The sequence below is a fragment of the uncultured Winogradskyella sp. genome, assembly GCF_947495255.1.
In the GTDB taxonomy this organism is placed as follows: Bacteria; Bacteroidota; Bacteroidia; order Flavobacteriales; family Flavobacteriaceae; genus Winogradskyella.
Map to the genome: position 1 here is coordinate 342965 of NZ_CANLYI010000007.1, position 13072 is coordinate 356036.

General features: G+C 33.0%; 9 protein-coding genes. 7 read left to right on the forward strand and 2 right to left on the reverse strand.

Translation table 11 applies throughout. The features are described from left to right. Nucleotides 1-12 precede the first annotated feature (12 nt). Together Q0807_RS13615 and Q0807_RS13620 are read right to left on the reverse strand one after the other, a co-directional pair. Entirely contained in the window at nt 13-2490 is a 2478-nt protein-coding gene (locus Q0807_RS13615; RefSeq protein ID WP_299110613.1) for a polysaccharide biosynthesis tyrosine autokinase, read from the reverse strand. A 3-nt stretch (nt 2491-2493) separates the two neighbouring features. Beyond that, a complete protein-coding gene (locus Q0807_RS13620; protein WP_299110615.1) occupies nt 2494-3294 on the reverse strand; it encodes a polysaccharide biosynthesis/export family protein in 801 nt (266 codons plus the stop codon). 99 nt (nt 3295-3393) lie between these two features. Here Q0807_RS13620 and Q0807_RS13625 point away from each other — a divergent pair, with 99 nt between their 5' ends. The 7 genes from Q0807_RS13625 to Q0807_RS13655 all read left to right on the forward strand — a co-directional run bounded on the left by Q0807_RS13625 (nt 3394) and on the right by Q0807_RS13655 (nt 12643). After that, a complete protein-coding gene (locus Q0807_RS13625) occupies nt 3394-5265 on the forward strand; it encodes an ABC-F family ATP-binding cassette domain-containing protein (RefSeq protein ID WP_299110617.1) in 1872 nt (623 codons plus the stop codon). 10 nt (nt 5266-5275) lie between these two features. Further along, a complete protein-coding gene (locus Q0807_RS13630) occupies nt 5276-6046 on the forward strand; it encodes an O-methyltransferase (RefSeq protein ID WP_299110619.1) in 771 nt (256 codons plus the stop codon). Nucleotides 6047-6133: 87 nt separating this feature from the next. Further along, on the forward strand, nt 6134-6823 hold the full coding sequence (locus Q0807_RS13635) for an ABC transporter ATP-binding protein (RefSeq protein WP_299110621.1): 690 nt from the start codon (nt 6134-6136) through the stop codon (nt 6821-6823). 131 nt (nt 6824-6954) lie between these two features. Beyond that, a complete protein-coding gene (locus Q0807_RS13640; RefSeq protein WP_299110623.1) occupies nt 6955-7530 on the forward strand; it encodes a cob(I)yrinic acid a,c-diamide adenosyltransferase in 576 nt (191 codons plus the stop codon). Between the two features lie 245 nt (nt 7531-7775). Continuing rightward, entirely contained in the window at nt 7776-7997 is a 222-nt protein-coding gene (locus Q0807_RS13645; RefSeq protein WP_008272287.1) for a DUF2795 domain-containing protein, read from the forward strand. Nucleotides 7998-8217: 220 nt separating this feature from the next. Next, complete coding sequence (secA, locus tag Q0807_RS13650; RefSeq protein WP_299110625.1) at nt 8218-11571, forward strand: preprotein translocase subunit SecA; 3354 nt, start codon at nt 8218-8220, stop codon at nt 11569-11571. A gap of 280 nt (nt 11572-11851) precedes the next feature. After that, entirely contained in the window at nt 11852-12643 is a 792-nt protein-coding gene (locus Q0807_RS13655) for a hypothetical protein (protein WP_299110628.1), read from the forward strand. Nucleotides 12644-13072 lie beyond the last annotated feature (429 nt).

The window sequence follows — 13072 nt, forward strand, 5'->3', positions numbered from 1 at the left end:
AGTTAATACAAGTTAAATTCTTTTAATCAAATTCTTAATTCTAGTTAAAAATGAATATTTATCCTTTTCATGATATGCACTTCCATAAACACCGTAGCCGTAGCCATAACCGTAGCCATAACCATAACCGTAATTAAAGTTGTTTTTATGCTTATAGAAATTAAGAACGAAACTCACATTCTTCAATTCGCCAGATCTATGTTTAGCATTAACTAATTGAAGCATTCCTTTTTTTGTATAATCTAACCTCACCATAAAAATCGTTGCATCTGCGTATTGAACTAACTCCAATGCATCAGTCACCAAACCTAGTGGAGGCGTATCTAATATAATTATATCATATTGTTTTTTAAAACTTTCTATAACCTCTTTTAACTTATCTCCCATTAGCAATTCTGAAGGGTTAGGTGGAATTGGACCAGAAGTAATAAGGTCTAAATTTTCAATGTGAGTATTTGTAATTATATCGTCTAACTCACTGTCACCAATAAGGTAATTAACAATCCCTTTTTCGTTATTTATTTCAAAATCATCAAATATTTTTGGTTTACGTAAATCTAACCCTAAGAGAATTGTCTTCTTTCCAGAAAGGGCATATACTGTAGCAATATTAATAGAAGTAAATGTTTTCCCTTCACCACTTACCGAAGACGTAATCATCAATGTATTGGCTCTAGTTTCTGTATTCTTATTTTTAAAGATAAATTGTAAACTAGACCTAATTGCCCTAAACGATTCTGCTACAGCGGATTTTGGCTTTTCATAAGCCACTAAATTGTTCTTATATCGATACTTACCTATTAAACCTAAAATAGGAATATTCGACATTCTGGCGATTTCATCAGACCCATGGATTGTATTATCCAACAGGTAAATTACAAAAATCAAAAATAAAGGAGAGAAGAAACCTACCATTAAACCCATCATATAATTGAGGATTTTATTTGGTCCTATTGGAGCATTACCTATATCTTTAGCTTCATCTATCACTGTAATATCAGAAATATTGGCAGCTTTTACGATTGCCGCTTCCCCTCGTTTTGCTTGGTATATATCAAAGGCCTCTCTACTTAAATCTAGTTCTCTTTGTATCTTTAAGAATTTTTGTTGTCCCTCTGGAAGTTCTGTAAGTTTAGAATCTAAATTAGCGATTTTTCTTCCTATAGTATTTAATTGTACGCCAATAGTCTGCTTTGTAGCACTAATAGTTTCTAATAAAACGTTTTTTTCGGTATCAATTTGGCGATCTAAATCTTCAAAAAGAATTGAACCTTCTTTGGTAGAATATTCTAAATTTCTACGTTGTACTGAAAGTCCTATTATTCTACCTACACCACTTAATATATTACTTTCTTCTATACCAACCGAAGTTGGAGCCGCTAACTTTGTGTAATCTGTTTTTGTAATTAAATAATTTTGTAATGTATTCAAATAGTTGAGCTTAGACTCTTCTAATAATTTTTCTTGTTCATAAATTTTTAGTTGTTCAGAAATCTGACTTATTTCTTCCTCAACATTAAATACCTTATTAACTTTCCTAAAGTCATTCATTTCATCAGTAACAGCCTTTAGGCTAGTACCTACAGCTCCAAGACTACTATCAATAAACTTTATGGTATTAGTTGCATAGAGGTTTTTTCTTTCTAATTCTGTTCTACTAAGTATTGCTGAAGTTGCATTTAAGAAATCAACAATTTTTGATTTATTCTTCCCAATTAAAGACAATTTTAAAACAGAAGAAGACTCTCTAGAGAATGGCTCAATTTTAATACTATTTTTATACTGATTTACTACACCATCAAAATTTAGATACTTTACAAAATAAGTATCTCCTTCTGTTGCGGCAAAATTTGATTTAATATTTACAATCCCATTAAAAAAAGAAGTATTAACAACTTCTCCAAATTTATAAACTTTTGAAAATAAACCAGGAGTAACTTGAACTGTCTGTTTCTCTTTTGACTCAAATACTTGACATAATACCTGACGACTAGTAAATTCATAAAACAACTCGTAAGTATTACTATCTATGACTTTAATCCCAATAGCTTTACCTAAAGCTTGTGGCTTAGACTTATCTGTTTCAACGTAAAAAGGAGCAGCTTTATAAATATCAACAAGATGATATTTTCCTTGAAAAAGATATTGCTTATAAAACTCTAAAGAATCAACTACTAGCTCATTATGGGTTCTAGTTTTAATCTCTGTTAAAATACTTCCCACTTTACCAGAAACGCCTCCCCAATTAAACGAAATACTTGTATTCGCCGTAAAAAAAGGATTTTGATCATTATCTATAGTAATCAAAGAATCCAACCTATAAATACTTTCTTTTCTTACATTAATAAAATAAGCTACCAATAAAGAAACACCAATACATAATAATACAAGTTTCCATAGGTTTAAAACCTTAAACAAAAACCCTTTAAAATCAAAACTAACGCCTTGATTCTCCATTTCTTCGATCTCGTCGTAATCTCTTGTTTTCATTAATTATAATCTTGAAAAAAGTAATACAGAAGTAGTTAATAAAGACACTATGGTAGCAATAGTAGATATACTTGATACAGCTGTCTCACCTGTTCCAATAGATTTTTGCCTTAATGGCTCTACATATATTATATCGTTAGGTTGAATAAAATAATAAGGAGATTGCATCACTCTAATATCTGTTAAATCTAAGGTATGTATTTTTTGCCCTTGTGGATATTGTCTAATAATTTTTACTGCTTTCTTATTTCCGGTAACAGGAATCTCGCCAACATTAGCGATAGCTTCAAAAATATTGACACGTTCTTTAAACAAAACAACACTCCCTGGACTACCAACTTCTCCATTTGCCGTATATCTTAGACCAGCTAGCTTAACAGTCACAAAAATATTTGCTGTTGCCTTAAACTGCTCATCGAGTAACTTCTTCTCTATTATGTTTTCAATCTCTTCTGTAGTAAAACCCAAAACATTTAAATATCCTAAAGTAGGAATTCTTATATTACCATGTACATCAACCGTAAAACCATCAAAATAAGCACGTTCTTCACTATTAGCGTTTAAATTATCCTCTCCACTTGGATTTAATATAGCAACAGTTTCTTGATCTATTGCTTTTACTTTTACGTTAAGAATATCATGAATTTGAACTCTATATGGTTTCTGAATCTCATTTAAGTTATAAAGTATTGTATCGTTAGAAGAATTTTCCTTATTCTGCAAATAAATCGTGTCTTTGTGAGGGATACAAGAGGAAACAATAACACAACTTAATAAAATGATTAAAAGCTTTATATGCTTCATATAAACAATGGATCTTTAAAGACAAATATAATGTATCAATAGTAATAACAAAACAATTACTTTTGTTTTTGGTTTTATTCCATTTTAAAAAAAACAAATTTGAATTATCTCAACGTAGAAAACATATCAAAATCATTTGGAGAGTTAGTACTTTTTAAAGATTTATCCTTTAGTATCCATAAAGATCAGAAAATTGCTTTTGTAGCTAAAAACGGAAGTGGAAAGACTTCCATTCTAAATATTTTAGCAGGGAAAGACGCACCAGATAACGGCCAAATAGTCGTAAGAAAAGGTCTGCGTTTAGCATTCTTAGATCAAGAACCCGACTTAGATCCTAAGCTCACACTCGAAGAGACCATATTCGCTTCAGACATTCCAATAATAAAAACTATTGAAGCATACGAACATGCTTTAAAAAACCCTGAAGATGCTGACGCTTATCAACTTGCTTTTGAGGCAATGGATAGAGATAATGCTTGGGAATTTGAAACTCAATACCAACAAACCTTATCTAAACTAAAACTAGACGATCTTAGTCTAAAAGTAGGCACACTTTCTGGAGGACAAAAAAAGCGTTTAGCTTTAGCTCAAGTAATATTAAGCAAACCGGATATTTTAATTTTAGATGAACCTACCAATCATCTCGATTTAGAAATGATTGAATGGTTAGAAGAATACTTTGCAAAAACACAACAAACACTTTTTATGGTAACGCACGATCGTTATTTTCTTGAGCGTGTTTGTAATGAAATTGTAGAATTAGATCATGGTGAATTACATACCTACAAAGGAAATTATTCTTATTACTTAGAAAAGAAAGAAGCACGTATAGAAAACCAAACTACCGAAGTTGGCAAAGCTAAACAACTCTTTAAAAAAGAATTAGAATGGATGCGTCGCCAACCAAAGGCGCGTACTACAAAATCTAAAAGTAGAATTGATGATTTCTCCGAAATAAAATCTAAAGCGCACCAACGTCGTAATGACCATAAAATTGAGTTAGATATTAATATGGAACGTCTTGGGAGTAAAATCATTGAGTTTCATAATGTTTCTAAATCGTTTAAAGACAAAACTATTTTAGATAATTTTGAATACACCTTTAAAAAAGGAGAACGTATTGGTATTATTGGGAAAAACGGTACTGGGAAATCTACATTTCTTAATCTTCTAACACAAACCATGCAGCCAGACAGTGGTAAAGTTGTACTTGGTGAAACTGTGAAAATAGGTTACTACACTCAAGGTGGAATAAAAGCTAAACCTAATCAAAAAGTTATTGATGTCATTAAAGAATTTGGAGATTATATTCCATTAGCAAAAGGCAGACAAATAAGTGCGCAGCAATTACTTGAAAAGTTTTTATTCAACAGAAAAAAACAATGGGATTTTGTAGAAAAACTCAGTGGAGGAGAACAAAAACGATTGTATTTATGTACGGTTTTAATTCAGAATCCAAATGTTTTAATTCTAGATGAACCAACAAACGATTTAGATATTGTAACCTTAAATGTCCTCGAAGAGTTCCTTATGGATTTCCCAGGCGTATTATTAGTGGTCTCTCACGATAGATACTTTATGGATAAAATTGTGGATCACATGTTTGTCTTTAGAGGCGAAGGTGTTGTTGATGATTTCCCAGGTAATTATTCAGATTTCAGAGCTTATGATAGTAGTAAAGCTAAACAAATAGAGCAAGTTGTACAGGTTGAAAAAACTGATAATACAAAAGCGGTAAAGAAAAACGAAGCCAACAAATTAGATTACAACGAACAAAAAGAACATAAAAATTTAGAGTCTAAAATAAGATCTCTAGAATTAGACAAAAAAGCTTTAGAGGCAAAATTTAATAATCCTGAATTATCACAAGACCAAATTAAAAAACTATCAGATAAACTTCAAGTTATTATTGATACTATTGAAGAAAAAGAAATGCGTTGGTTTGAGTTATCTGAGAAGTTAGAAGGTTAAAAAAAATAAAGTGTACCAAATAATAGCATACCTAAAATTTCTAACAAAGTCGACCAATCAACATGGAGTTCATTCTCCTTTTGTTTACAATTTTGTAACCAAATGTTTGTACGATAAAACGAAATTCAATGATTACGAAATACTAAATCAATATAGAACTGATTTACTAAATTCAGATTCATTACTTCAGGTTATAGATTTAGGAGAAGGCTCCAAAAAACTCGATACTAAACAACGGCAAATAAGCCAAATGGCAAAAACGTCTAGTAGCTCTGTAAAAAACACAAAAACACTTTATCGTGTAGCTAAATATTTCGATTTTAAAAACAGTTTAGAATTAGGCACTTCTTTGGGTATGGCAACTTTTGCGCTTAGTATCGCTAACCCGAAAGCAAATATTACAACTATTGAAGGCTGCGCAAACACTTCAACTTTTGCCAAATCTAAACTCGATAATTTAGATGTTAAAAATGTGAATTTCGAAGTTGATAATTTCACAAATGCTATTCCTAATTTAACCGACAAGAATTATGATTTTATCTTCTTTGATGGTCACCATAACAAAGAAGCCACTATTCAATATTTTGAAGCTTTATTGCCCAAAATTCATAATGACACCGTATTTGTTTTCGATGATATTTATTGGTCAAAAGGTATGACAGAAGCTTGGGAGTATATCAAAAACCATGAATCCGTTAAAGTCACTGTAGATTGCTTTTATTTAGGCTTCGTATTTTTCAGAAAAGAACAAGTAAAAGAACATTTTAAAATTAGATTGTAACATACTTACAACTTTGACGTCTTATTAAGAAATTACTGCAAAAACTAGTATCTTGCAGAGCATTTAAGCAACTAAGACTATTTAATTATGAGTGACAACGTCATTGAAATTAGAAATATCATCAGAGATTTTAAATTAGGACAAGAAATTGTTCATGTTTTAAAAGGCATTGATTTAGATATAAAACGTGGCGAATATGTAGCAATTATGGGACCTTCTGGTTCTGGAAAATCTACACTTATGAATTTACTTGGTTGCTTAGACACACCAACTGCTGGTTCTTATAACCTAAACGGTAACGATGTGAGCGAAATGACAGACGATGAACTTGCCGAAATTAGAAACACAGAGATTGGTTTCGTTTTCCAAACCTTCAACCTATTACCAAGAACGACAGCTTTAGAAAATGTTGCCTTACCAATGATTTATGCAGGAGCATCTAAAAAAGAGCGTAATGAACGTGCTACAGAGGTCTTAACTGATGTTGGACTTGCTGACCGAATGGATCATAAACCCAACCAACTTTCTGGTGGACAAAGACAACGTGTTGCTGTAGGAAGAGCCTTGGTAAATAAACCTTCTATTATTTTAGCAGATGAGCCAACAGGAAATTTAGATTCTAAAACTGGAACCGAAATCATGGCACTCTTCGATGAGATTCATGCTAAGGGAAATACCGTAATTATGGTAACTCACGAAGAAGAAATCGCTGCACACGCTAAACGCGTAATTCGTTTACGTGATGGTGTAATTGAGAGTGATACTTTTAATCAGTAGTCTTTAGCTCTTGGCTCTTGGCTCTTGGCTCTTGGCTCTTGGCTCTTGGCTCTTGGCTCTTGGCTCTTGGCTCTTGGCTCTTAATGTTTAAAAACTTTCAGCATACAACTTAAACTCTTAACTTTGTTTACATGAAAGTATACACAAAAACAGGAGATAAAGGCACAACCGCACTTTTCGGTGGCACACGTGTCCCAAAACACCATATAAGAATAGAAAGTTACGGTACTATTGATGAGCTCAACTCTCATATAGGACTCATAAGAGATCAAGATATAGATCAATTATACAAAAATACGTTAATGCATATTCAGGATCGCTTATTCACCGTTGGCGCAATCTTGGCCACGGATCCCGAGAAAGCCGAATTAAAAAACGGAAAAGCACGCTTAAATATCCCGAAGATATCTAATAACGATATTGAGAAGTTAGAAAAGGAAATGGATCTTATGGAAGATAGCCTTCCTCCTATGACGCATTTCGTATTACCTGGCGGACACCAAACCGTGTCATTCTGTCATATTGCACGTACAGTTTGCCGTAGAGCTGAGCGTTTAGCGTCACATCTTAATGACTTAGAACCGTTTCAACCTGAAACTTTAATGTACATCAATCGACTTTCTGACTATCTTTTTGTATTGGCACGGAAGTTGTCCTATGATTTACAAGCCGAAGAGATAAAATGGATCCCTCAAAAGAATTCATAAACTCAAAGCCTTTAGACCGTGAATAATGCAATATTCTAGTCTAAACATGTTGAATATTACACGTTCTTACTATTAATGATTAAACATTTATAAATGAACTTTGATTAATTCAAGATTCACAAAAATAAATGTTCAGCGAGACAAATAAAATAAAATATTTATCCTAAGAGCTAATTAATTTAATTTTTTCTTGAATTGTTCAACTAAAGAATTATTTTTGCAAAAATTAAATTATACACGCAATTATGTATTGGACATTAGAATTAGCATCTTATTTAAGTGATGCGCCTTGGCCAGCAACCAAAGATGAGCTTATTGACTACGCAATTAGAACAGGAGCTCCATTAGAAGTCGTTGAAAATTTACAAGCAATTGAAGATGAAGGAGATTCTTACGACTCAATTGAAGAAATTTGGCCAGATTACCCAACTGATGAAGATTACCTCTGGAATGAGGATGAATATTAACACATAAAATTATCACAAAAAAGTCTCTTGCGTTTCTATACCTAAGAGACTTTTTTTATTTTCGGATGCTTTTTAATTTGACATTAAAACTTAATCAGAAACTATAAAGTTTAATCTTGCCTATTGTCCCCTTGAGGGGACTTTAGGGGTGTTTTTAAAACAAACTAACTGAAACAAAAACAAAGATTGTAACCAACCAATCTATTACAAAATATAAAATATGACCTTTTTAGATAAAGTACTTAAAGTTTTTCTTGGAGACAAATCCCAACAAGACGTTGGTACAATTAAGCCAATTGTTGAAAAAATAAAAACTTTTGAGAAAGCATTAGAAGCTTTATCACACGACGAACTTAGAGCAAAAACAGCAGAATTTAAAGCTATCATTGCTGAAGCTAGAAAACCGCTTCAAACTAAAAAAGATGATCTTTTAGCTAAAGCTCAAGAAACAGAAGATATTGACGAACGTGAAGACATGTATCTTGAAGTCGATAAAATCGATGATGAAATCTACGAAGTAACTGAAGGTGTTTTAAACGATATTCTTCCTGAAGCATTCGCAGTTGTAAAAGAAACAGCAAAACGTTTTGTTCACAATACTCAAATTCCTGTTACAGCAAACGCTTTTGACAGAGAAATTTCTGGAGCACATGATTATGTTACTCTAGAAGGCGACCAAGCAATTTGGGCAAATTCTTGGGATGCTGCAGGTAAACCAATTACTTGGGACATGATTCATTATGATGTTCAACTTATTGGTGGTATTGCAATGCACCAAGGAAAAATTGCAGAGATGCAAACTGGTGAAGGTAAAACGTTAGTAGCAACATTACCTGTATACTTAAATGCATTAGCTGGCAAAGGTGTTCACTTAGTAACCGTAAATGATTACTTAGCAAAACGAGATAGCGCGTGGATGGCACCTATTTTTCAGTTTCATGGTATGAGTATCGATTGTATCGATTACCACACACCAAACTCTGATGCACGTCGTAAAGCTTATAACGCAGATATTACATACGGAACAAATAACGAATTTGGTTTCGATTACTTACGTGATAACATGGCGCACTCGCCAGACGATTTAGTACAACGTCCGCATCACTATGCAATTGTCGATGAGGTCGATTCTGTATTAGTCGATGATGCACGTACACCATTAATTATTTCTGGTCCTGTACCAAGAGGTGACGAGCACGAGTTTGATGCTTTAAAACCTAAGGTAAATGCTATTGAAGAAGTACAACGTAAATATTTAGTAGGTGTTTTAGCAGAAGCAAAAAAATTAATTGCTGCTGGTGACACTAAAGAAGGTGGTTTTCAATTATTGAGAGCTTACAGAGGTATTCCTAAAAACAAAGCATTAATTAAGTTTTTATCTGAAGAAGGGATTAAGCAATTACTTCAAAAAACAGAAAACTTCTACATGCAAGACAACAATAGAGAAATGCCTAAAGTAGATGCAGAACTCTATTATGTAATTGACGAAAAAAATAATCAGGTAGAATTATCAGATAAAGGTGTAGAATTCCTCTCTGGTGAAGATGATCCAGATTTCTTCGTAATGCCAGAAATGGGAATGGAGATTTCTAAGATTGAAGCCATGGGATTATCATCTGAAGAAGAAGCAAATCTTAAAGAAGATTTATTTAGAGACTTTAATGTAAAGTCAGAACGCATACATACGCTTAACCAATTACTTAAGGCTTACGCTTTATTCGAAAAAGACAATCAATATGTTGTAATGGACAACAAAGTAATGATTGTAGATGAGCAAACAGGTCGTATTATGGATGGTCGTCGTTATTCTGACGGACTTCACCAAGCTATTGAAGCTAAAGAAAATGTTAAGATTGAAGCTGCTACGCAAACTTTTGCTACAGTAACACTTCAAAATTATTTTAGAATGTACCGTAAACTGTCTGGTATGACAGGTACAGCGGTTACTGAAGCTGGTGAGCTTTGGGAAATCTACAAATTAGATGTAGTTGAAATCCCTACCAACAGACCAATTGCAAGAGATGATAGAGACGATTTAGTTTACAAAACTAAACGAGAAAAATACAATGCCGTTATCGATGAAGTTACTGCTTTATCTCAAGCCGGAAGACCAGTTTTAATTGGTACAACAAACGTTGAAATTTCAGAGCTTTTAGGAAAACTACTAAGTGTTCGTAAGATTCCTCATAACGTCTTAAATGCAAAACAACACAAAAAAGAAGCAGACATTGTAGCGCAAGCTGGTAATGCTGGCCAAGTAACTATTGCAACCAACATGGCTGGTCGTGGTACAGATATTAAATTAAGTGACGAAGTAAAAGCAGCAGGTGGTTTAGCCATTGTTGGTACAGAGCGTCACGATTCTCGTCGTGTAGATAGACAGTTACGTGGTAGAGCTGGTCGTCAAGGAGATCCAGGAAGTTCACAATTCTATGTGTCTTTAGAAGATAACTTGATGCGTCTATTTGGTTCTGAGCGTATTGCTAAGATGATGGACAGAATGGGACTTAAGGAAGGTGAAGTGATTCAACACGGCATGATTTCGAAGTCTATTGAACGTGCACAGAAAAAAGTAGAAGAGAATAACTTTGGTGTACGTAAGCGTTTGTTAGAGTATGATGATGTAATGAATGCACAACGTGAAGTTGTTTACAAACGTCGTCGTAATGCCTTACATGGTGAACGTCTTAGAGTAGATTTAGCTAACATGATATTTGATACCTCCGAAGGTATTGCAATCAACAATAAGGATGCTAACGATTTTAAAAACTTTGAGTTTGAATTAATCCGTTACTTCTCTATGGAATCACCTATTTCTGAAGCTGAATTCGGAAAAATGGGAGCTCAAGAAATTGCAGGTGTAATTTACAAAGCAGCTTTTAAGCACTACAGAGAAAAAATGCAACGTGCGGCAGATTTAGCATTTCCTGTAATTGAAAATGTATACGATACACAACGCGATAAGTTTAAGCGTATCGTTGTACCATTTACAGATGGTGTTAAGAATTTACAAGTGGTTACCGATTTAGAAAAAGCATACGAAACAAAAGGGAAACAGTTAATTAATGATTTTGAAAAGAACATTACACTTGCCATTGTAGATGATGCTTGGAAAGTACACTTACGTAAAATGGATGAATTAAAGCAATCGGTTCAGTTAGCTGTACACGAGCAGAAAGATCCATTATTAATTTATAAGTTTGAATCTTTTGAGCTGTTTAAAGCGATGATTGACCAAGTAAATAAAGATGTTATCTCATTCTTATTTAAAGGGGAAATTCCACAAGAAACAGCAGATACTATTCAAGAAGCAAGAGCACGTAAGCAAGAAAAATTAGAAACTAAAAAAGACGAGATTCCTAATTTAGATGAACGCTCATCTCAAAGCAGACAAGTAGGTGAAGGCGCTTCTCGCCAACAGCAAGTTGTAGAAACTATTGTTAGAGACCAACCAAAAATTGGTCGTAATGATAAAGTAACAATTAAGCATGTAATGAGTGGAGAAACTAAAGATGTAAAATACAAACAAGCCATTCCTTTAATTGATAAAGGCGAATGGGTACTTGTTGAGTAACAAATGTCTGCGAAAGCAGCCATCTTATTATAAAATTCTAAAAAATCCTGATGTTAACGCGTCAGGATTTTTTATGCTTATACGTCAATGATAACCGCGATTTATCTGTGTAATATAGCTGCTAAATAACTTAAACTAAATGATGACATAAGTCATCTTTTCATCCTATCTCCTATTCTATCTTTAAGCAAACAATTAGAAAAGTTATATCTAATAAAAACTACCTCAAATTATAAACACTCCAATCGCTATAATTAATAAGAAACAGGTAAAATATACTATGAAAACAAATCTATTTATTGTTATACTACTTATAGGATTCATAAGCTGTAACACCAATCAAAAAAATACGCCTTACGCAAAAGCCGAAAATACAAATGAGGCATTGGGACAAAATACTCAATTGAACGAAAAGGGTTATCTATTAATGAAACAAAAGTGCTATATCTGTCATTTTGAAAAACCAGAGCCTTCAAAAAAAGACCAAATGATAGCACCACCAATGTTAAGAATTCAAGAACATTATAAACCAACCTATCCAAATAAAGCAGAATTCGTTGATGCCGTTGTAGCCATTGTTAAAAACCCATCATTAGAAAAAACATTAATGCCTGGTGCAGTGAAGAAATTTAATCTAATGCCTAAACTAATCTATGACGAAGCAGAGTTACATTTAATTGCAGAAACAATGTATGATTATGATTTTGGTTCAGCACCAAAAATGAACATGCAAATGAATGGTAGTGCATTAACATTAAACAATGGTGAAAAGTGGGTTCTAAAAAAAGAATCTATAGAACAAATTAATGCTGTTGTTAAAAAAATAAATGATTACGACTCGTCTGATATTGCAGATTATAATCAATTAGGAAAAGATATATTTAACGATGCAAAAGCGATAATGTTAGAAGATGACTATACTGGCGAATTATTTGACCAAATACATAATTTCTTCTTTGGTATAGAAAATAACATGCATACGCTAATGTCAACGACTTCTACAAATGAGGCAGAAACACAATTGGAAGAATTAAAAACTAAATTTAAAGAGTTTCACAACTATTTTAAATAAAACATAAGCACAGTTGGCAAAAACCTGTTTAGTACAAGCTTAAATCTGTATGCTTAGACATAAGCGCAACAAATTGAAATAAAAAATCCTGATGTTAACGCATTGGGATTTTTTTGTTTCAACCACTCACGTCACTTGGAGTGAAATTTCTCTCTCTAAAATTTTGTATCGAGAAGCTTTCGTACAACAATGCTTCTCGATACTATTTGCTCATGCTTCACAAATCACTCGAACTGACGTTGGATGTAAAAATTAAAATAATACACCAAAACTCAAAACAACCAATAACGTCACTTCGAGTGAAATTTCTCTTTCTGAAATTTTGTATCGAGAAGCTTTCGTACAACAATGGTTCTCGATACTATTTGCTCATGCTTCACAAATCACTCGAACTGACGTTGGATGTAAAAATTAAAATAATACACCAAA

Coding starts and splice junctions, on each gene's coding strand:
- Q0807_RS13655 (WP_299110628.1), top strand. CDS start 11,852: ATGAAAACAAATCTATTTATTGTTATACTACTTATAGGATTCATAAGC.
- Q0807_RS13640 (WP_299110623.1), top strand. CDS start 6,955: ATGAAAGTATACACAAAAACAGGAGATAAAGGCACAACCGCACTTTTC.
- secA (WP_299110625.1), top strand. CDS start 8,218: ATGACCTTTTTAGATAAAGTACTTAAAGTTTTTCTTGGAGACAAATCC.
- Q0807_RS13615 (WP_299110613.1), bottom strand. CDS start 2,490: ATGAAAACAAGAGATTACGACGAGATCGAAGAAATGGAGAATCAAGGC.
- Q0807_RS13635 (WP_299110621.1), top strand. CDS start 6,134: ATGAGTGACAACGTCATTGAAATTAGAAATATCATCAGAGATTTTAAA.
- Q0807_RS13620 (WP_299110615.1), bottom strand. CDS start 3,294: ATGAAGCATATAAAGCTTTTAATCATTTTATTAAGTTGTGTTATTGTT.
- Q0807_RS13645 (WP_008272287.1), top strand. CDS start 7,776: ATGTATTGGACATTAGAATTAGCATCTTATTTAAGTGATGCGCCTTGG.